Source organism: Nodosilinea sp. P-1105, assembly GCF_012911975.1.
Taxonomy (GTDB): Bacteria; Cyanobacteriota; Cyanobacteriia; order Phormidesmidales; family Phormidesmidaceae; genus Nodosilinea.
The window spans coordinates 23182-44074 of the sequence record NZ_SMDQ01000028.1; the positions used below are offsets into that span (position 1 = coordinate 23182).

A 20893-nucleotide genomic window follows, 5' to 3' on the forward strand; every position below is an offset into this window, starting at 1 on the left:
AGAGGCTTACAAAGCAGTTTGCTTTCGACGGCGTCAAGCCTTAGTCGACCGCTTTAATGCTTTATTGGACTGATTTTGAGGCAAGTCATGTAGTAGATCCTCGCCACTCAATCTCCCAGCTTTGCATCAGTGGAATTGATTAACGGCTCTTCCGCAGCAATTTCTTGTTTCAAGGTCTCTTTTAGGGCTTCTAGCACCGTCAGGGGGTCAGCCGCCTGCTGCATCACCTCGGCTTCTGGGTCGTGGCGCTGTGCCATGTTGGGAATGTCCTCTCGCAGTTCCTCCAGCAGGGCAATGATTTTGGCGATTTTTTTCTCAGACAGCAGGTTCAACTGCAACATCAGCTGGGTGCGCTGCTCGGCAAAGCTTTCCTGGCGGGTTTGGCGAATCAGTACCCCGGTTGAAATCAACAGGGCCGCCGCATCAAGCCCCTGCTCTTCCCAGCTAAATACCGGCAGGGTAAAGGGTAGCACCCCCAAAGAGTTGATGAAGTGGCCCCCCAGCCAGAGCCCTAGACTAACAACCAGCCCATAGAGAAAGGCCGGACGGCTAAAAAACGCCGCCACAGAAGCCAACAACCGTTCTTGTAGCGGAGTGTCTTGGGCTTCCTGGCGGTGAATTTCAATAATCGCCTCAATGTTTTCAGCCACAGGATCCGGTAAAGGAGCGGTGATAATCCGGCGCCGCCCACGCCAGCCAAACCGGCTAGTTACTCTGGTCGAGTCGGTCATGGAAAGCTATCCCACCCTACTTAGCGAGTAAACTACGCAGCATCCAGGCCGTTTTCTCATGCACCTGCATACGCTGGGTTAGCAGATCAGCGGTGGGCTCGTCATGGGCCTTGTCTACCGCTGGAAATACCGATCGCGCTGTGCGCACCACTGCCTCTTGCCCTTCCACCAATTGGCGAATCATGTCCTCAGCAACTGGCACGCCATCATCTTCTTGGATAGACGATAGTTTGCCAAAGGCTTTATAGGTGCCCGGTGCCGGAAAGCCTAGGGCCCGAATGCGCTCGGCAATTTGATCGACCGCCAGGGCCAACTCGTTGTATTGCTCTTCAAACATTAGGTGCAGGGTTTGGAACATGGGGCCGGTCACATTCCAATGGAAGTTGTGGGTTTTGAGGTACAGAGTGTAGGTGTCAGCCAACAACTTTGATAGTCCATCGGCGATCGCCTGCCGATCTTTTTCGTCGATGCCAATGTCGATGGGCATGACAGCGGTTTCAGCGGCAGTTTTCTTGGCCATGGTTTATATCCTCGTCACAATAAATGAATGACAACAGGCACCGGAATTAATCGCTAGTACAGCTTGATCAATGCTGCCTGCTGCCCTTAGAGAAGTGGTGACCCTGCCTGCATTTGGCCTGGCATTTAGGCCAGGGGCAAGCCAAGCCTTCTTCACACAATCATAGATTCAGCCAAGCTAACAAAAACCTAAGTCTCACCGCAATCTGCCCCAGGGCAGACAAACCCATAGCCGTCGACCGTGCTGATTCATCCCAGGCCTGCCCCCCTGGTTAGGGGCTGCTGACTGAGGGCCGCAGCGTTCACTGCCCTTAGGCGACTTCTGGAAAACTTTCTCTCTAATGGTGGGCAATGCCCACCCTACGGTGGTTGCAGTCGCCGGATAGGGCAGGGATCTTCGTTTCCAGAAATCTCCTTAGCTAGCTCAGTAATGAGATTAAATTTTATCAAACAAGTATTCTTTGGCTGGCCATGAACCGCAGCCATAAACCGCAAGCTCTCGTTTGCAGAACCTGCCATGATCAGCTTGGCCAAGCCATAGAGTCACTCAACTCTGGAAAAACGTCAAGCTTTATATAAACCGCGCAAGCACCAAGCAGCAAGCGAATGAGCTGCCTGTGACTGAGCCAAACCAATTTTTCGCAACAAAAGTTAACCAATTACTATTGAGAACTATTCCGATTTGTGGTGGAATCAACTTGTTGAGAATAAAGCTCAATAAGCTCTCAATCCGCATTGAGGCTACTGTCCTTGGAGGATCGAATACTATGCAAACCTATGGAAATACTGATGTTACCTACAACTGGTGGGCGGGCAATGCCCGATTCGCCAACCTATCTGGGTTGTTTATTTCAGCCCATGTGGGCCAAGCGGCGCTAATTACCCTGTGGGCCGGGGCTTTTACCTTATTCGAGCTGTCTTGGTTTGACCCAAGCATCCCCATGGGGGAACAGGGGCTGATTTTGCTGCCCCACCTAGCCACCCTGGGTCTAGGCGTCGGGGATGGGGGTCAGATTGTTGATACCTACCCCTACTTTGTGGTGGGGGCAGTGCATCTGATTTCGTCTGCAGTCCTAGGAGCTGGTGCTCTGTTTCATACCTTTAAGGCGCCAGCGGACCTGAAGCAAGCCCAAGGGCAAGCTCGTAAATTCCACTTTGAGTGGGATGACCCCGCTAAGCTGGGCTTGATTCTAGGCCATCACCTGCTGTTTTTAGGGGCTGGGGCCTTGCTGCTGGTAGCGAAAGCGACCCTCTGGGGTGGTCTGTACGATGCTACGACTCAAACGGTGCGGACGGTACAGCCGACCCTCGATCCCCTGGTAATTTATGGCTATCAAACCCACTTTGCTAGCGTCAGCAGCCTGGAAGATTTGGTCGGTGGTCATGTCTTTGTGGGGGTACTGCTGATTGCAGGAGGTATCTGGCATATTTTGGTACCGCCTCTGAAATGGGCTAAAAACCTGCTGCTGTTTTCCGGGGAAGCGATTTTGTCCTACTCCTTGGGAGGCATTGCCCTGGCTGGATTTGTGGCGGCCTACTTCTGTGCGGTCAATACCTTAGCCTATCCGCCAGAGTTCTACGGTCCTCCCTTGGAGGTGAAGCTGGGGGTGATGCCCTATTTTGCTGACACCGTGGTGCTGCCCCTCAATGCCCACACCTCCCGTTGTTGGCTGGCTAATGCGCACTTTATTCTGGCGTTTCTATTTTTACAGGGACACCTGTGGCATGCCCTGCGAGCGATTGGATTTGACTTTCGCCGGGTAGAGAAGGCCCTAAGCGCCGTCGAATCCTAACTTTCAACGTTGGTCTCTCCTCTCTTTTGGGGGGCAATAAAGGGCTCCAACATCCTGCCCCCCTTTCCTAATTTTTAACTTACTAGACACAAGGAATGTCTTGGCCATGATGCCTTCCAACTCTCCAGACGCCGTGTGGATCAACGTTAGTCCTAGTTTCCAGAGACTTGATCGTAGGCTGCTACAATCTCTGGCTGGACATACCTCTGTAACCCACTGGGCCTATTGCCAAACGCCGGATGAACCCAGCAGCTTGGAGGTGGCCATGACCCTACTCCATGACTACATCAAGGGCTGCGATCGCCCCCTGCATCTTTTGGGCCACGGTACTGGAGGACTGCTAGGCCTCCTATATGCTCGCCAACATAGCCACCGGGTGAAGTCGCTGACCTTGCTATCGGTGGGGGTTAACCCCATGGTGGACTGGCAGTCCCATTATTATGCTCAGCTAGAGACCATGCCCTGTAGCCGTTACCAGGTGTTGTCGCAGATGGTGTACACCCTGTTTGGCCACCAGGCTCGACCGCTGGTGCACGGCTGGGTGCGGTTACTAGAGCAGGAATTATCCCAATCCCTCTCCCCCCATTCCCTGGTCAAGCGAGTCAGTCTTTTCCCCGGTTCGGTACCGGTGCCGCTGTTGGTGTGTGGCAGTGCTGACGATGGGGTCACTGACCCAGAGCAAATTCAAGGCTGGCGTCCCTGGCTAAAACCCGGCGATCGCATTTGGCAATGTCCTGACGGTCGCCATTTTTTCCATTCAGTTCATCCGCAGGTGGTGGCCAACCAAATTCTTAGCTTTTGGGCCACGACCACACCGGCGTTGATCTGCCCCTTGAGCTTAGAACAGGCCTGCTAAGTCCGACGTGTTGAGTATTTAGTGTCAAGTTTTACTGCCTATGTCTGCTTCTGAGACAGTTCTTGCGGTGTTGATGCCTGCAGCCATTTGGGTCACAGTGCTGGCCTTTACCCTGGCGATTCTGTTCGCCCTAGATGACGGTATCAGACGGCTGAGGCGGCTGCATCAAATTCCCTGCTACCGCTGTCGGTTTTACACCGGTAGCCCCTACCTAAAATGTCCGGTACATCCCATAGACGCTGGTTCAGAGGTGGCCATCACCTGCCAAGACTACGAACAGGTTGAACCAGGGTGGTCCCCGTCTGCCCCCCCTGTCCAGGGCAAGCCTCTGGTGCCCAGGTTATCGATTACCTTCGCGACGTTATTCCATCCCTCTGCTACTCACCATGTATCGCCCCCAACTGTCTATTCTGCAAACGTTTACCCCCAAGACCCATCTACCCCTCAGCCGCGATCGCGTTTGGCTGATCGAACAGGGCATTGTCCGCACCTTCACCTGGAGCGATAGTGGCTACTTGACTATCCTAGGAATCTGGGGCCAGGGAGATATTGTCGGTCTCCCCCTTAGCCCCACGACCCCCTACCAGGTGGAATGTCTGACGTCGGTGGCGGTGGCCGAAGTGCCCCTGGGCAGCCAAAGCCGCTATTGGCAAGAGCTCCTCCTGACCCATCTGTGGCGTAGCCAAGAACTGTTCCACATTTTGCATAATCCCCAAATGACAGACCGGTTGCTGGCACTGCTGCATTGGCTGGCCCAGCGGTTTGGTCAATCCACCCCTCAAGGGTTACTTTTAGACGCCATCCTCACCCACCACCAACTTGCCGAAACCCTTGGCAGTAGCCGAGTCACCGTTACTCGGCTATTGTCGCGACTAGAACAGCAAGGAAAAATTGTGCGGCTTAGAAAGCAGATGGCCTATGGCGCTAGCCCCCGTACCCATCGGGCACTGCTGCTGCCAGCGGTAACCGAGGAGCGTATATCAGTAGGGACTTAAGGGACATCTAAGCCACCAAGAGACCCAACAAGCCTGCCATCACCAGGTAATACACCACTACCGGCAGCAGTTGACGGATGATGATGCCCTCGCGCCCCAGTAACCCCACCGTAGCCGCCGCCGCTACGATGTTGGATACGCAAAACACATTGCCCGCCGAGGCCCCTACCGTTTGCAGCGCCAGAATCGTTTCGGGCACCTTACCAATGGCCTCGGCCACCCCAAACTGAAACAGAGAAAACATCATATTGCTGACGGTGACACTGCCCGCCACAAAGGAGCCTACCATCCCCACGATCGCCGCAAATAGCGGCCAGGTTTGCCCGGCGATCGCCGACATGCCCGCCGCCAGGGTCAGGGGCATACTGGCCAGCCCGGCCCCATTCACATCCGAGTTAATAAACACCCGGGCCATCAGTACCGCCGCCCCCAGGGCCAGGGCGGTTTTTCGCAATATGGGAACGGCGCGTCCCAGGGCCATTTGGATGTCCTGGGGTTTCATCCGGTGTAAAAAATAGGTAATGACCACCACCACCAAAAACATGGTGGCAGGCAGGTAAAGGGGGGTAGAAGTGACCGTAATCGTGGTACCAAAAATAGTCGGCCATCCTGGCCTTAACGACTGTAGCCACCCCCTCAGGGGCAATGCCTCTAGCCGCGACAGCACTAGCAACAAACCCAACAGCACATAGGGCAACCAGGCGGTCAACACCGTCATCGGTTTGAGGGGAGGGGCTAGATGCGGGGTTACACTGCCAGACCAGATGTCAGGCCAGGTGTCAGGGGCAGGAAAATCCCAGGGTTGCTGAGGCTGTAGCCACCCCCGGCGCACTACCACAACGATGATGCCCAACCCCACCAAACCGCCAATCATGGCTGGAAACTCTGGTCCTAGTAACACTGCGGTCAGGCTATAGGGGACCGTAAACGCTAACCCAGCCACCAGACAAAAGGGCCATAGGGCCCAGCCGTCCTGCTGGGATTCTCCCTGGCCAAACAGGCGGGTAATGGTGACCACTAAAATCAGCGGAATCAGGCTGCCAATGGCGGCGTGGATCAAACCCGCTTGTCCCCCCACTCGGGCAATATAGGTCAAGTTATCCAGCCCTTGGGCCGCCAGGGCCGCCTCGACGTTGGGGGCACCGGCCAGGCCCGTGTCCATGCCAAACAGCAACGGCGTACCCACGGCCCCATAGGTGGAGGGAGTGCTTTGGATAATCAGTGCTGCAATCACTGCCGCCAGGGCCGGAAAACCCACCGCCACCAGCAGGGGCACACAAATGACCGCAGGGGTACCAAACCCAGAGGCCCCTTCAATAAAGCTGCCAAACAGCCAGGCAATGATAATCATCTGCACCCGGCGATCGGGGGATAGGCCCAAGAGGCTCTGGCGAATCACCGCGATCGCCCCTGACCCCTGCAGCACATTCAGCAGCAAAATCGCCCCAAACACAATGAACAAAATCTCGGCGGCAATCACCACCCCTTGCACCAGGGAAGCGGCGATGTGGGGCAGCGGCACCTGCCAGATCAAGACCGCGATCGCGATCGTCACCGCCAACGCACCCGGCATCGCCTGGCTAGCGGGGCGTCGACCTACCACCAGCAGCAAAAATACGGTCACAATCGGCAGCAGGGCGATGAAAAAAGCAAGTAGCAAAGACATGGGGCAGGACTTCTAAAACCGAATCTGATTAATCACATCACGCAGAGTTTGGGCCGACGTTTTGAGCTGATCCCGTTCCAGATCGTTGAGGGAGAGCTTCAACAGTCGATTCACCCCAGTTCTGCCCACCACCGCTGGAATACTCAGGCTGACATCCTGGACCCCACAAATTTCATCTAAGATACAGCTGACACTAAAGACCCGATTTTGGTCGCGAATGATGGCCTGCACAATCTGGGCCACCGCTAGCCCAACAGCATAGTTGGTATAGCCCTTGCGGCTAATGATTTCGTAGGCGGCATGCTTCGTCTGCTGAAAAATATCATCTAAAATGCCCCGTTCGTTGGCGGGCATGCCGTCATAGTAGAGGGGCGTCCCTGCCACATTGGCCTCGCTCCAAAAGGGCACCTCGCTATCCCCATGTTCCCCAATGATGTAGGCGTGCAAACTACGGGGGTCGATGCCCAAGTGGCGGCCCAGCAAAAACCGAAACCGGCCACTGTCCAGTACCGTACCCGACCCCAACACCCGGGCCTTAGGCAGTCCCGATAGCTTCCATGCGGCATAGGTGAGCACATCTACTGGGTTCGATACAATCAGCAAAATGGCTTCCGGGCAATGGCTCACAATGTCAGGAATCAGCGACTTCAAAATTTCCACATTTTTTTGCACCAGATCCAGCCGGGTTTCCCCCGGCTTTTGGGCGGCCCCAGCCGTCAGAATCACAATGTCGGCCCCAGCGGCATCAGCCAGAGTGCCCGCCTTAATCGTAGTGGGCTGCACAAAAGACATCCCCTGTTCTAGATCCATCACTTCCCCAATCAGCCGTTCCTGGTTGATGTCCACTAGCACCATTTCGTCCAGCACATTCTGAATTAACATGGCGTAGGCACAGGCCAAACCCACCTGCCCCGCCCCAATAATCACTCCCTTGAGGGGGCGCAGCGGGTCCACATGCAACTCAGTAATCGGGTTGGGGGTGAATAGGGCGTCAAACATCAGCTCACCAGGGATAACGACAGACCTTATCTTCCCTTAGGGACAAGACGGTGTCGTTGCTACTGTATACCAAGCTATCCCCAATACCCCAGCGGTGCATTGCGGCTAACCAAAGCGACTAGTACCGCTACGCGGAATTCAAAATGCAAAGTTCAAGGTGAAAAGTTGTTGCTGCGCAAGGATTTTAAGCGTCCTGAACAGTAGGTTGATTTCTGCCTTGGTGTACTAGGGCGTTCCCGGATGGCTCTTTAGCCGCGTAGGCAGAGCCGCGCCCTTGGCGCTATGCACCCTACGATAGACCTTTCGGGAATTGGGGTTGTGTGACTCGGATTTGGTATCACACAAAATTCTGATCGCTCCCATTTTGAACTTTGAACTTTGAATTTTTCCCTCTTCGTTCTTCCCTCTTCCCTCTCCCCTCCCTACATCCCTCCTCCCTGCAGCAGGCTCAGCCCGGCTTTAACGGCCTCATAGCCAAACACCAGAATCAGCAGGGTCAAAATGCCGCCACAGACACATAACACCAGCCCCCCTAAACTAATAGCGCCATCGTCATCGAGCAGCCCAAAGCCCGTGACAAAAATACCAATGGCTGGCAGGGTGTTGGTCAGGGGAATGGGTAGCATCATGCAGATGGCCATCAGGGCGATCGCCACCCCAATCACCACTCGCCCGGGCAAGCTAGTACAGACATAGGTCATGCGGGGACGAGCCACGGTCTCCAACCGCCGTAGCCAGGGGGTGCCTGCCTTGACAAATTTCTGGACGGTCAGCAGGTCAAACTGCTTGGCTTTCCAGCCCTCGGGTACCCAGGGACGGGTGCGGCCAACAATGAGTTGCACCGCCAACCAAAACATGACAATGCCAAAGGGGATGGAATAGCCAGGGGCCGGTACCGGCAGGGCCGAGGGTAGGGCCAGCAGTACAAACAGCACCCCAAAGGTGCGCTCCCCGGCCAGCACCAGAATTTCTTTTAGGGTGACTTTAGGAGCCGTCACCTCTTGAAAAAAATAGCGGTTTAGCTCTGTAGACAGTCGCGCCATAGAGGTGCCTATAGACCCAAATAAATAGAGAGTAAAAAATAATCCCCAAGTTGGCGCGTAGGATCTACGCCTTGGGAAATAAACTAAAGCCAAGTCTAGACCTGGAGCTCTGCCTGTGGGAAAACTCTAGATCCCGAGCTGGACTTGATTATAGAAGTAATAGTCTCAGCTTACAGGACTAAGCCTGGTGCAACCCCATCTATCGGCAAGAGTTTACCGCAACTTTGCAAGCTTGACGGCATGGCCTTGGCCGTGGGGTTCTGCTTCCAGGACGCGAACTGGGTCCGTGGGGCCGGTCGCGGTGAGACTCCAGCTCAGTCTTTAGTTGGAACCCGCTCAGCCTGCTTGGTTGACTAGGACATGGTCGCTTAAAAATTGGCTCAGGCGCTGTTCAAACTCGTCTCCCGCTAAGATCGCAATGTCGTTGTGGTCAGCATTGGGCACCAGCCATAAATCTCTGGAAGAGGCGGTGGCCTCATAGAGGTATTGGCTCATTTCAGCAGGTACCGACAAATCCGCCAAGCCATGCAGATAGAACACTGGCACCTGCAACTGCTGCACCCGAGTGATAGAGGGGAAGGATTGAGTCAGTAGCCAACGCACAGGAAACAATCGGTTATACCCAGACCGGGTAGCCATCGCCTCCATGGAAGTAAAAGAGCTTTCCACCACTAACCCGGCCAACTGGGGCCTATGGCTGGCGAGTTGAATGGCGATCGCACCGCCTAGGGAGTGACCATAAAGCACCAAATGCCTGGGGTCTACCCCTTTTTGCTGGTGCAGGAACTGATAGGCGGCTTGGGCATCTTCGTAAAACCGGGCTTCATTGGGAAACGGGCTTGAGCTTAGCCCATAGCCGCGATAATCCACCATCAAAACGGCGGCCCCCAGGGCATGCAGATGCCGGATTCGATCCAGATTAAAACTCGTCGAGATGTTACCGGCATTGCCGTGCAGGTATAAAAACGTCAGGGACTGGGGCTGTTCGCTGGGAATCCACCAGCCATGAAGCGTTCCTGGTTGATCCCCTGGCTGATCAGAGGTGACTGAAATCCATACCTCTTCATAGAACAAGCCAACAGCATCTGGGGTAGCCTCTATCGCCAGGGTCGGCAAATACATGAGCCATCGCTGTCTTTGCCAAAGCCACCCACACAGGGCTAAATAAATCAGCCCAGATATGCCCAGACAGCCAATCAAAAGTTTAAGCATGGGCATAGACACGGATCAATTCAATATAAATAGATAAAGGCCAGCCCTCAACGGTGAGCTGGACGGGGTACGAAACTTATCTTTATATTATCGGGGATCACGTTCATAGGGTTACCGGCGGTTGTGACGGTTTTTCCAGGAGGGGAATAACCACCCTGGGTAGACCCGTGAAGGTTTGTTACACTGAATACTCAGATGAATTCGCCACAACTTTCACCCCGTAAGGATTGATTGGTATGACGGTTGCCACCTCCCCCGCTCCCCTGCTTAAGACCAATGATTTACTGGTTAGGGACTACTCTGCTCCCCGCGATCGCTTCGACCAGAGCTGGGAAGCGACCCTAGCGACATTGCTAGGGCTAGGACGGGCCGCTGGCGCTGACTTCATCGAATTTTTCCTGGAGCGCAGCAACTTCATTAGCTGTCAGGCAGAAGACGATATCATTAGCAGCCTTTCTCCCCGGATTATCACCGGAGCCGGGGTACGGGTGTTTTTAGGCAAAGCTGACTGCTACGTCAGCACTAATGATCTCTCGTTTGCGGGCCTCAAGGTCGCCCTAGACAAAGCCCTGTCGATCATGGGGCTAACGTTGCCCGGCCCCGCCACCAACATCGCAGAGATCAACCTAGAGTTAATGCGGGACTATGCCAGTGTCCGGGGTAAAGACAACTGGCTAGCCCAGTGCAGTCCTATGCAAGAAATGGGGGATGTGCTGCTGGCCGCCAACAATGCTTTGGCCCAAACCGCAGACCATGTGCAGTCTCGTCGGGCTGCCTATTTCCGGGATTGGCAAGAGGTGTTGGTGGCGGCCAGCGATGGCACCTTTGCCCGCGATATTCGTCTTACCCAGTCCGTTGGGTATAACCTGCTCTGTGCCGATGGCGAGCATCGCTCCTCCATTGGTCAGCGATCGGGGGATACCAGCAACCCCGGATTCCTGCGCAGTTGGGACTACCAGAGCATTGCTGAGACTGTGGCTGAGTCAGCGGGCAAAATGCTCTACGCCGATTATGTGGAATCGGGTAGCTATCCCGTGGTGATGGCCAATAAGTTCGGAGGGGTGATCTTCCACGAAGCTTGCGGCCACCTGCTGGAAACCACCCAAATTGAACGGGGTACCACCCCCTTTATCAACAAAAAAGGCGAGAAAATCGCCCATGAGAACCTAACCGCCTGGGACGAAGGGCTGTCGCCCGACGCCTTTGGCACCATTGACATGGATGACGAGGGCATGCCTGCCCAGCGCACCCTGCTGATTGAAAATGGAGTGCTCAAGAACTTCCTTTCTGACCGAGCTGGGTCCATGCGCACCGGCCACCCCCGCACCGGCAGCGGTCGCCGTCAGGGCTATACCTATGCCGCCGCCTCCCGCATGCGCAATACCTACATCGCCCCCGGAGACTATTCCCTGGACGAGCTCTTTGGCTCCATTGATAAAGGGATCTACTGCAAGAAAATGGGCGGCGGCAGCGTCGGGGCCACTGGGCAGTTTAATTTTGCCGTGGACGAAGCCTACTTAATTGAAAACGGCAAGCTCACCAAGCCCCTGAAAGGAGCCACCCTAATCGGCGAAGCCACCGAGATCATGGACAAAATTTCCATGTGCTCCAATGATCTAGGCCTAGCCGCTGGGTTCTGTGGCTCCATTAGCGGCAGTGTTTACGTCACCGTCGGCCAGCCCCACCTGAAGGTGGACTCGATCACCGTCGGTGGTCGGTAGATGGGTATCAGGTAGCAGGTGTTAGATATCGGGTATCAGGTTTACAGTTTGCCGTCTACGGTTAGCACAGTTTACCTTTTACTGTTCACCGCTCACCTGACACCTTCACCTCCCCACCTCCCCCACCTCCCCACCCCTTCACCTCCCCACCTCCCCCACCCATCCCCCATGCCTACTATCCAAGACATCGCCACCTACGCCGAAACCAGTGCCAAAAAGCTCGGAATTGCCAAATACGACGTTTACGGGTCTTCCGTGGATGAAACCAGTGTTCAGGTTGACAAGGGTGATCCCAAGCAGGTCAAGGCCTCTAACCGTTCCAGTGTGATCGTGCGGGTATGGAACGGTGACGGTAAGGTCGGGGTAACCTCCACCAGTGATGTGGACCCCACTGGTATGACTCTGGCCCTAGAAACCGCCCAGGAGGCCAGTGCCTTTGGGGTGGCTGAGCATATTCCCGACTTTAGCCCCGAAGCCACAGCCCCGACGGCTGAGGTGCCCGTAGAGCAAGTGCCCCCTGTGCCCGTGGGCGATTTGGTCAGCACGCTGGTCAATTTGGAAAAGCAGCTGTTAGATGCCCACCCGGCGATCGCCAGTGTGCCTTACAATGGTCTGGCCCAACGGGATATTAATCGGTTCTACATCAATAGCGCTGGGGCTCTGCGCCATGAGGCCCGCTCCTATGCGTCGCTATACCTATACACCAAAACCGAAGAAGAGGGCCGCAAACCCCGATCAGCTGGAGCGATCCGGGTCGATCGGGGGCTGTCGCGGCTGGATTTGCAAGGCTGCTTGCAGGAAGCGACTGAGAAAACCATCAGCCATCTGAACTACGCCAAAGTTAAATCTGGCAAGTACCGGGTGGTGTTTTCTGGGGAGGCGTTTCTTAGTCTATTGGGGGCTTTCTCCAACCTGTACAACGCCCAGAGCATTTTAGATAAGCGTAGCCTGTCGACCCCAGATTCCCTAGGTAGCACGGTGGCGTCGCCACTGCTGTCGGTCTATGACGATGCCCTACACCCGGAAAATGTCAGTGCCGAAACCTTTGACGGAGAAGGGACTCCTACCCGGCGGGTAGCCTTGATTGAACAGGGGATACTGACTCAGTTTCTACACAGTGCCGGTACTGCCAAGCGGATGGGAGCGTCCCCCACGGGTCACGCCAGCATTGGGGCTAAGGTTTCCGTTGGTCCCAGCTTTTACCATGTGCTGCCAGGGGAGGCGGCTAACGCTGACTTTAGCCTTGACACCGCCGATCAGGTGATCTTTATTGATGAACTCCAGGCGCTGCATGCCGGGGTGAATGCCCTGCAAGGATCGTTCTCCCTCCCCTTTGATGGTTGGCTGGTGAACCAAGGTGAGCGGGTCAGCATTGAGTCGGCGACGGTGGCTGGTGATTTTCGGGATCTACTCAAGGCGATCGCCCATGTGGAACCGGAGGTAGAGATTACCCCCGGTGGCCTCTGCCCTCGTATTTGGGTCGAGAACCTGTCAATCACAGGGGATGGCTAGAATGATGGGCCGGATTATTTGGCCCGGCTGAAGGCAACAGCAGCGGCAATGATTAAGCTGAGTAATGCCAACGGCACCCACAGGTCATTTACAGTCATCATAGGGCTACATCGGCTTGCAATAGGGAACTGCCATGACTGTATCGGAACGCGTCACGTTTTTACAGGAGCGCACCCCCCTGAGTGTCTTGAGCCCTGAGAGCTTGAGCGCGATCGCTGACAGCATGGAGACCTGCTCCATTGCGCCCCAGGAGATGATAGTAGAAGCCGGGCAGGAGCCAGCCGGGTTGTATATCCTCTGGGAGGGCAAGCTGGAAACTGTGGAAACCGGTATGGGGGGAGTGAGTTTCTTGCCGGGTACGGTGATTAACTTAGAAGCCCTGCTGCTGAGTCAGCCGGTGGAACAAACTATCCATGCCCTCTGCGATAGTACAGTCTGGTTCATTGGCCGCGATCGCGTCCAGCAGATCTTAGACACCCATCCAGATATTTTGCAGACCTTTACCCGCCAGCTGGTGGAAACCGTCAAACGGCTGTCGTTTCAGGTCAACTATGAACAAGAGCGTCAGACTGTGCTGCGCCCTTACCTGGTCACCCGGGCCAAGCGGGGGGTGATTGGCCGCAGTCGCTATGGGGATCGACTGCGATCGCAGCTGCGGGAAGCGGGCCACCATCGTCGTCCGGTTCGGATTTTTGGAGAACCAGGGCTGGAAAAAGATAACCTGGCCGCCTTGATCCATTACGGCTCGGAGCAGCGCCGCCAACCGATCATCAAACTCGACTGTTCCAAGCTCCAGGCTAGCGGAGCTGACCTATTTGGTCGAGCCGGAGGCAAACCCGGTCTGATCGAAGCCCTGGGGCAGGGAACCCTGGTGCTAAACAACCCTGGCGAACTGGATGAAGACCTGATAGACCCAATCGTTCGATTGCTAAGAGACCGGGAGTACCAGCCGGTAGGACGCAATGGCACCACCGTCCCACCCGTAAAGGCCCAGGCCCGGATTATTTTAATTTCAGAACAGGCCGTACCAGCCCTTGATAATCTAGTCAGCGACACCATCAAGGTACCCCCCTTGCGGGTCCGCAAGGCTGATTTAGAAGACTGGGTCAATTACTACCTGTCGCTGATTTGTCGGCGTCGGGGCATCGACCGCATCCAGGTGACCCCAGAGGCGATTCGCCGGTTACAATCCTATGACTTTCCCAACAACCTGCGAGAACTGGAAAACCTGGTGGAGCGCGCTACCGCCCAAATGGCTGGCGGCGGCCTGATCACCGAGGAAATTATCTGGCCATCCCAAAGTAAGAAAAAGCAGTTTCGGTTGAACCTGCTGAATCGCTACCCTGGTCTGCGGCGGTTTCTGCGTAGCCCCTGGTGGCCCGATCGGCTCAATTATGGAATCACCCTGACTCTGTTTGCGCTGGTGGTGGGCGTGCTGTGGGTGGGGCCCCAGACCCGCCACCAGAATGTGGCCTTGACGGTGTTTTGGGCCTGGTGGTGGCCCCTGATCTTGGTGGGATTCCCCTTTGTGGGGCGGCTGTGGTGTGCTGTTTGCCCGTTTATGATCTACGGGGAGGTGACTCAAAAACTACGCCAGCGATGGTTTCCCGGACAGCTTAAACCCTGGCCCCGACGAGCGGCAGAACGCTGGGGAGGCTGGTTCTTATTTGGTCTATTTGTGCTGATTCTGGTGTGGGAAGAGGTGTGGGATTTAGAAAATACCGCCTACCTATCCGCCTGTCTGCTACTCCTGATTACCGCCGGGGCGATGATTTTCTCGGCCCTGTTTGAGCGGCGATTTTGGTGTCGTTACCTGTGCCCCATCGGCGGCATGAATGGCATGTTTGCCAAGCTCTCGATCACCGAGTTGCGAGCCCAGCAGGGTACCTGCTCCGCCGAATGTACCACCTATCAATGCTATAAGGGCGGTCCCCAAAAAGGAGAAGGCCAGGAAACCAATGGCTGTCCCCTCTACTCCCATCCGGCCCAGTTGGAAGATAACCGCGACTGTGTGCTCTGTATGACCTGCCTCAAAGCCTGCCCCCATCGTTCGGTAGAGTTTAACCTACGCCCCCCCGGTATTGAACTGTGGACCACCCACCAGCCCCGCTCCTATGAAATCGCCTTAATGTTTCTGCTGTTGGGAGCCGTGTACCTGCGTCGCTTGCCCGAGCTGCAGCAGCGCCTGCACCTGCAGCTCCCTCTAGATACGGCCCTCCACCACAGCCTGGTGTCCTTCGGTATCTTGGCCCTACCGGCCCTGCTGCCCCTAACGGTGGAAGCAGTGGGCTGGCTCTGGCAGCAAGGGCGATCGCGGTCCCAACCCCACTCCTTTGTCAAACTGGCCTATGGCTATCTACCTCTGGTGTGGGCGGCCAACCTAGCCCACTATCTCCGCCTAGGTCTATTGGAGGGAGGACGGGTTTTGCCAGTCTCTTTGGCCACCTTTGGGGCATCAGGGGCAAATCTGCCGGTTTGGGTGGCCCACCCCGCAGTGGTAGCCTTTCTACAGGGGGTGACCCTGCTTATGGGCATCGGGTTATCAATTTGGCTGACCCAGAAAATTGCCCGCCAACCCCTGGTCTATCGGCTGGCTAATCACAGTTGTACCGTGTTGCTGGGGGCCAGCCTATGGTGGATTGTGGTCGGGCTTTAGAACCAGTATGTAAAGTTTTCACCAAGCACCTACATTTGGGACCTCAGCCAACATTGTCTTGGCGTCTGAGTCTGTTAGATTACCACCACCGCCTGAATTAATCTTCACTGGTTGTCCCATGCTCCAGGATAGTTCGCTGGACTTTAAGCTTGTTCAACGGGTCTGTTTACTACAGCATGCCCTGGACCAGGCTATGGAGACGCTGGAAGAGATGCAGCAGCAGGTGGCTAATCACCAAATGCTGCAAGCTCACTTGGCCCAGACGGAAGAATATGCCAACGTGCAGCAAAAGATCATTATTAACCTACAGCGACAATTGCAGGGCAAGGACCAGTGGCAGCAACAGATGGTCAGCCAACTCCTGGTTGAGGTCAGAGCCCTGGTCACCGATCAACAGTTAGAGCTAGAACGGCTGCGGGTCAGAATTTACCAAAGCCAGGCGGAAGTACAAGACTACCTGGTGCGGTTGAAAAATCACTACCAAACCCTTTCCATCAGTTTCACTCCTGATCAAGAGCAGGACTTGAATTCAGAGGTGATGATTGTCCGGGCGCTGACGGTCAGCCTCAGCAGCCAGTTACAGGCCGCCCAGCAGCACATCCAACAGCTAGACAGTACCCTGACCAAATATCAGGTGACCTTTGCTCGCCTGCACGCTCAAGTCAACCAGGGGCCCCCTCTAGAGACTAGTTTCCACAGCCCCACCCCTGATGGGCATCAACCAGAACCGGCCCTAACGGCGATCGCCGATGACCCCATTGCCCTGCGGGCCATCGTGGAAGCCCAAAAACAAAAAATCGACGAACTCACCGACGAGCTAAGCTACCAGTTTCGCCAGCAGACCAGTCTCAAATATCGCTGTCAAGAAATCGCCGCCGAGCGCGATCGCCTGAGGCAGCAAGCGATCGTCCTAAAGCTAGAAAATGAGGCCCTGCAAGAACAAGTGATCCCCCAGAACTGGCTAATGGATTCGACGTCGTAGATTCATCCCTCAGCCGTGGGTTACGGCGGCAGTTAAGTGACCTAGCGATCGCCCTAACCCCGACCGCCTAACCCACGCTACGAATCCAAAATCCAAAATCCAAAATTTCTTCACCCCTACCCCCGAGCCTCACCCTCCGGCAACACCTTAACCAGCAGGGGGGCTAGCTCATTCTTTAGCTGCCCGGCCCGAATAAACTCGGCGTAGGTATCCACTTCGATGGCCAGCAATTCTTCCCGCAGCTGCTCCGAGGCATATTCGCGGATGACGGTATGCTGCTGCTCCAGTTTGGTCACCCTGTCGTTAACCTCATTCAGTTGGCCATCCACTAGCGCCATTTGGTAACTGATAAACTCAGGGTCAAATTCTTGATTGGCCTTAATGTCCTCCAGCCGCTGCATGACTCGATTCAGGGCCACTCGGTGGGCGATCATCTGGCTGTATTCTAGCCGCAAGGGCTGATCCCCCAGCAGACCCAAATACTCTAGCAGGGGCTTGGTGGTTAACCCCTGGACCAGCAAGGTAAACAGCATCACCCCAAACACGATGGAAATAATTTCCTGACGATCGGCCAAGACTGTTGGCACACTTAGGGCCAGGGCGACGGAGACCGATCCCCGCAGGCCACCCCACCAGAGAATAATCTGTCCTTTTAGCGGTAGCTCCATATTGGGACCCGTGACCGCATTGCTAAAGGCCCCCAGGCCAAAGACACTCACCGCCCGGGCAACCAACATAATCACAATGGCGATCAAAATTTTGTCTAACTCATCCAATAACCCCTGAAATTGCACCTGGTCGCCAATCAGCAAAAACACGATGGAGTTGATAAAAAACGAGACAAACTCCCAAAATTCCGATACCACCAGCCGGGTGCGGGGGCTCATACCAATACGAGAGCCAAAGTTACCTAAAATCAGGCCAGTGGTGACCACAGCAATTACCCCAGATCCCCCCAATTCTTCAGCCACCAAGTAGGTACCATAGGCCGACACCAGAGTGAGCGACTGCTCGACTAGGGGAATGTCAAATCGCTGGGTCAAAAACGACAGGCCAAAGCCAATCAGCCCACCAATGCTAATACCCACCCCCACAAACACCAAAAACCGAGCCACGGTCACAGATAGGTCAAACTGTTCAAGCCCCAGGGCAATACCCAACAGCAGGTTAAACGCCACTACAGCCACCCCGTCGTTAAACAGGCTTTCCCCTTCCATGATGGTGGTGAGTTTTTTGTCCACCCCCAGCTCACGAAATAGGGCCACCACCGACACGGGGTCAGTGGCTGATAGGCTAGCCCCCACCAACAGAGCCGTGGCCAAGGAGGCTCCCGCAAAAGCTTGCAGACCAAATACCAGACTGCCCACACAGATAACCACCCCGACAATTGCGTAGAGCACAATCGGCACGGCATACTGTTTCAGCCGCTTCCAGGGCAGGTTCCAGGCGGCTTCAAACAGCAGCGGCGGCAAAAAGATGAACAGAATCAACTGGGGAGAGAGGTTAATCAATCGCACATCCAGCACCGCCAGGCCCAACCCCACTAGCAACAGCAGCAGGGTATAGGGAATATTGCGTAGCACACTAAACACCCGGGACAGGGTGGCTACCCCCAGCGACACCGACAGCACCAGGCAAAACTGGCGCAGGTTCGCCTCAATATTTGGATCTTCAAGGACGGGTTCAACAACGGTCAGTAGTTCCATAAAGGTGCTAATCCTGATTGATAAGAACACCGTTGAGAATCATGACCGATCCTCAGCTGGAGTGCAAACTTTAAGCGATAACAATTTTGCCCAACCAAGGCACCTCAAAAGGTTTTGCGAATCGTGTTCGCCTGGGATAAAAGCGCCTCTGCAAACGATAACGATTCCTGGTGGGTTTCTCCCCCCGCCAACTGGGCCAACTCTTCTCGCCGCTCTACTAGGGAGAGGGGAGCCACCCGGACCACGGTGCGAATCGCCTCGGAGGGATCGGCATCAGCAGGAGCCGCCGGCTTACTTCTAGCCTGGGCTTGTTGTCTTCGTTGCGATCGCGACGGCTCTACCGCTCCACTATCTACCACCTGCTTACCCACCCGGAAGTGGGCATCAGCCATGGCCGCCACCATCGGTTGGTGGGTGACGCACAGCACCTGATGTTGACGACCCAGGTGGTAAAGCTTTTCGGCGATCGCCTGGGCCACCCGCCCCGATACCCCCACATCAATTTCGTCGAACACCAAGGTACCCACCGGGTCCACCTGGGAAAAGCAGGCCTTCAGGGCCAGCAAGAACCGGCTCATTTCTCCACCGGAGGCGGTCTCCGCTAGGGGCTGTAGGGGTTCACCCGGGTTGGGGCTAAACATAAACTGGATGGCATCGGCCCCAGTGGCCGTCGGCCCCACCGGGCGTAAATCCACCTTAAATTGCACCCGGTCCATCGCCAGGGGTTTGAGCTCGTGAATCAAGCGAATTTCCAGGTCCTGGGCCACGTCCCGCCGCAGCTGCGACAGGGTGGCACAGGCGGCATCCAGGGCCGCCTGACAGCGGGCCAACTGGGCCTCTAGGTCAGCGATCGACTCCCCCTCCCCCGATAGTTCCGCTAGGGACTGCTGCACCTGATCTCGGTAGGCCATCAGCTCCGGCAGAGGGCGGCCATACTTGCGCACCAAACCCTTCAGGGTACGAATCCGCTCTTCCACCTGCTCTAACCGCTCAGGGTCGGCCTCAACACTAGCGCCATAGGCATTAATCGCTCGGCCCGCCTCTTCCACCTGGGTCAGGGCTTCACTGACCAAGGCCAAAATCGGGGTAATCTCCTGGTCATAACGTTCCATATCGACCAAAATGCCCTCGGCCTGGCCCAACAGGTCAGCACAGGCCCCCGCCCCAGTCTCCGTTTCGTACAAAATCTGATACGCCTGGTAGCTGTTTTGCTGGAGTTCCACACTGTGGTTCAGGCGTTGCTGCTCTTGCAACAGATGATCCAGCTCCTGGGGATCATCCAGGCTGGCCTGGTCTAGCTCCCGCTGATGCAGCTGTAGCAGGTCAAGCTGGTCGCGCCGTTCTTGGTCGGCCTGGCGCCGAGCCGTCAGCTTTTGTTTGGCCTGGGTCGCTGCCCCATAGGCCACAGCCACCTGCTGTCGCTGCTGCAATACTGACTCACCCCCAAAGCCATCCAACCACTCCCGCTGCAAATCCGGAGAGCCCAACTGAACGGTCTGCCCCTGGGCGGTAATTTCCACCAGTCGCTGTCGCAGGCCTTCCAGTTGAAGTTTTGTAACTGGGTTGCCATTCAGAAACGAACGACTGCGCACAGAGGTTTTACTCAAGGTCAACTCCCGCCGCAGGGTGAGAGGGCCTTCTACGGTGGGCAAGTTCTGGGTCGCCAACCAGGGGTACAGGTCTGGCGGTAGCTCAAACACGGCCTCGACCAGTGCCTTGGTGCTGCCCGATCGCACCAACCGCTGGCTAGCTTTACCCCCCAGCACCGCATCCAGGGCATCAAGGATAATCGACTTGCCTGCTCCGGTTTCTCCGGTCAGCACATTCAGCCCCGCCTCTAACCGCAGATCGATCTGGTCGATCAAAGCAAAGTTCTCAATGTGCAGGGCCGTTAGCATAGGAGCAGTGTTTTAGTACCCACGTATTTTAATGGGAACCGCTGTAGATACGCTGCAGAAGAAGTACTAGGTACAACACTCTAATCCAAACACCCCTCGTCTAAATCTCGGGCGGTGGTGGGTGGGTAAGTACCCATGGGTGGGTAGGTTGTGGGTTGGATGGGCCGCCCTAAGATTGACCTTTGGGGTTGGGGGGGCGAGACGCTGTCATTCTCACAGAGGGCTTCTACTTCAATTTCCACTAGCATGTCAGGATTCATCAACCGGGGGATCTCGACAGTGGTATTGACTGGCGGATGATCGGCAAACAGTTCTTGATGCACCTGGGCGACATCATCCCAGTAGCCTAAGTCAGTGAGATAAATTCGGGTCCTGACCACATCGTCTAAATCAGCGCCAAGCTCCTCTAGGGCCTCTTGAATAATCTCAAAGCACCGCTGGGCCTGGGCGTAGGCATCCCCTGGGGCAAAGGTGCCCCCCTGGCCATCGCTGGGAACTGTACCAGAGACAAACACCTGCTGGCCAACCCGCAAGGCTCGACAGTAGCCGACTTTGTCTTCCCAAGGGGTGCCCGAAAATGCACGCTGACGAACCATGATGATGG

At 55.7% G+C, this 20893-nt stretch carries 17 protein-coding genes; 8 read left to right on the forward strand and 9 right to left on the reverse strand.

What is annotated here, in order from left to right; translation table 11 throughout:
* Positions 1 to 107: 107 nt before the first annotated feature.
* Positions 108 to 731 carry a DUF1003 domain-containing protein gene (locus E1H13_RS13380; RefSeq protein ID WP_169613918.1) on the reverse strand — a complete coding sequence of 208 codons (624 nt, stop codon included), beginning with the start codon at positions 729 to 731 and terminating at the stop codon, positions 108 to 110.
* A 16-nt stretch (positions 732 to 747) separates the two neighbouring features.
* Positions 748 to 1218 carry a Dps family protein gene (locus tag E1H13_RS13385; protein WP_169613948.1) on the reverse strand — a complete coding sequence of 157 codons (471 nt, stop codon included), beginning with the start codon at positions 1216 to 1218 and terminating at the stop codon, positions 748 to 750.
* Positions 1219 to 2017: 799 nt separating this feature from the next.
* Between E1H13_RS13385 and E1H13_RS13390 the strand changes: the two genes are divergently transcribed.
* The 4 genes from E1H13_RS13390 to E1H13_RS27280 all read left to right on the forward strand — a co-directional run bounded on the left by E1H13_RS13390 (position 2018) and on the right by E1H13_RS27280 (position 4894).
* Positions 2018 to 3043 carry a chlorophyll a/b binding light-harvesting protein gene (locus E1H13_RS13390; protein ID WP_169613919.1) on the forward strand — a complete coding sequence of 342 codons (1026 nt, stop codon included), beginning with the start codon at positions 2018 to 2020 and terminating at the stop codon, positions 3041 to 3043.
* A gap of 109 nt (positions 3044 to 3152) precedes the next feature.
* Positions 3153 to 3899: an alpha/beta hydrolase gene (locus tag E1H13_RS13395; protein ID WP_169613949.1), complete on the forward strand. Its 747-nt coding sequence runs from the start codon at positions 3153 to 3155 to the stop codon at positions 3897 to 3899.
* Between the two features lie 40 nt (positions 3900 to 3939).
* Entirely contained in the window at positions 3940 to 4407 is a 468-nt protein-coding gene (locus E1H13_RS27275; RefSeq protein ID WP_240966617.1) for a hypothetical protein, read from the forward strand.
* A gap of 208 nt (positions 4408 to 4615) precedes the next feature.
* Positions 4616 to 4894 (forward strand): helix-turn-helix domain-containing protein, encoded by a 279-nt coding sequence (locus E1H13_RS27280; RefSeq protein ID WP_240966622.1) that lies wholly within the window; start codon positions 4616 to 4618, stop codon positions 4892 to 4894.
* A 7-nt stretch (positions 4895 to 4901) separates the two neighbouring features.
* On the opposite strand, the gene E1H13_RS13410 is transcribed toward E1H13_RS27280, so the two are convergent.
* The 4 genes from E1H13_RS13410 to E1H13_RS13425 form a co-directional block, all read right to left on the reverse strand.
* Positions 4902 to 6560, reverse strand: a complete 1659-nt coding sequence (locus E1H13_RS13410) for an L-lactate permease (protein ID WP_169613921.1) — start codon at positions 6558 to 6560, stop codon at positions 4902 to 4904.
* 12 nt (positions 6561 to 6572) lie between these two features.
* Positions 6573 to 7559 carry an L-lactate dehydrogenase gene (locus E1H13_RS13415; RefSeq protein ID WP_169613922.1) on the reverse strand — a complete coding sequence of 329 codons (987 nt, stop codon included), beginning with the start codon at positions 7557 to 7559 and terminating at the stop codon, positions 6573 to 6575.
* Between the two features lie 422 nt (positions 7560 to 7981).
* Entirely contained in the window at positions 7982 to 8602 is a 621-nt protein-coding gene (locus E1H13_RS13420) for an exopolysaccharide biosynthesis protein (protein WP_169613923.1), read from the reverse strand.
* 336 nt (positions 8603 to 8938) lie between these two features.
* Positions 8939 to 9820, reverse strand: a complete 882-nt coding sequence (locus tag E1H13_RS13425; RefSeq protein WP_240966618.1) for an alpha/beta hydrolase — start codon at positions 9818 to 9820, stop codon at positions 8939 to 8941.
* Between the two features lie 230 nt (positions 9821 to 10050).
* Between E1H13_RS13425 and E1H13_RS13430 the strand changes: the two genes are divergently transcribed.
* From E1H13_RS13430 to E1H13_RS13445, 4 genes are all read left to right on the forward strand, one after another.
* Positions 10051 to 11535, forward strand: a complete 1485-nt coding sequence (locus E1H13_RS13430) for a TldD/PmbA family protein (RefSeq protein WP_169613924.1) — start codon at positions 10051 to 10053, stop codon at positions 11533 to 11535.
* A 168-nt stretch (positions 11536 to 11703) separates the two neighbouring features.
* Positions 11704 to 13047, forward strand: a complete 1344-nt coding sequence (locus tag E1H13_RS13435; protein WP_169613925.1) for a TldD/PmbA family protein — start codon at positions 11704 to 11706, stop codon at positions 13045 to 13047.
* 133 nt (positions 13048 to 13180) lie between these two features.
* On the forward strand, positions 13181 to 15703 hold the full coding sequence (locus E1H13_RS13440; RefSeq protein ID WP_169613926.1) for a sigma 54-interacting transcriptional regulator: 2523 nt from the start codon (positions 13181 to 13183) through the stop codon (positions 15701 to 15703).
* A gap of 118 nt (positions 15704 to 15821) precedes the next feature.
* On the forward strand, positions 15822 to 16685 hold the full coding sequence (locus tag E1H13_RS13445; protein ID WP_169613927.1) for a hypothetical protein: 864 nt from the start codon (positions 15822 to 15824) through the stop codon (positions 16683 to 16685).
* A 116-nt stretch (positions 16686 to 16801) separates the two neighbouring features.
* Here the strand turns inward: E1H13_RS13445 and E1H13_RS13450 are convergent, their stop codons facing one another.
* From E1H13_RS13450 to E1H13_RS13460, 3 genes are all read right to left on the reverse strand, one after another.
* A complete protein-coding gene (locus E1H13_RS13450; protein ID WP_169613928.1) occupies positions 16802 to 18391 on the reverse strand; it encodes a sodium:proton antiporter in 1590 nt (529 codons plus the stop codon).
* Positions 18392 to 18495: 104 nt separating this feature from the next.
* Positions 18496 to 20289: a DNA repair protein RecN gene (gene recN, locus E1H13_RS13455; protein WP_169613929.1), complete on the reverse strand. Its 1794-nt coding sequence runs from the start codon at positions 20287 to 20289 to the stop codon at positions 18496 to 18498.
* A gap of 80 nt (positions 20290 to 20369) precedes the next feature.
* Complete coding sequence (locus E1H13_RS13460) at positions 20370 to 20885, reverse strand: RidA family protein (protein WP_169613930.1); 516 nt, start codon at positions 20883 to 20885, stop codon at positions 20370 to 20372.
* Positions 20886 to 20893 lie beyond the last annotated feature (8 nt).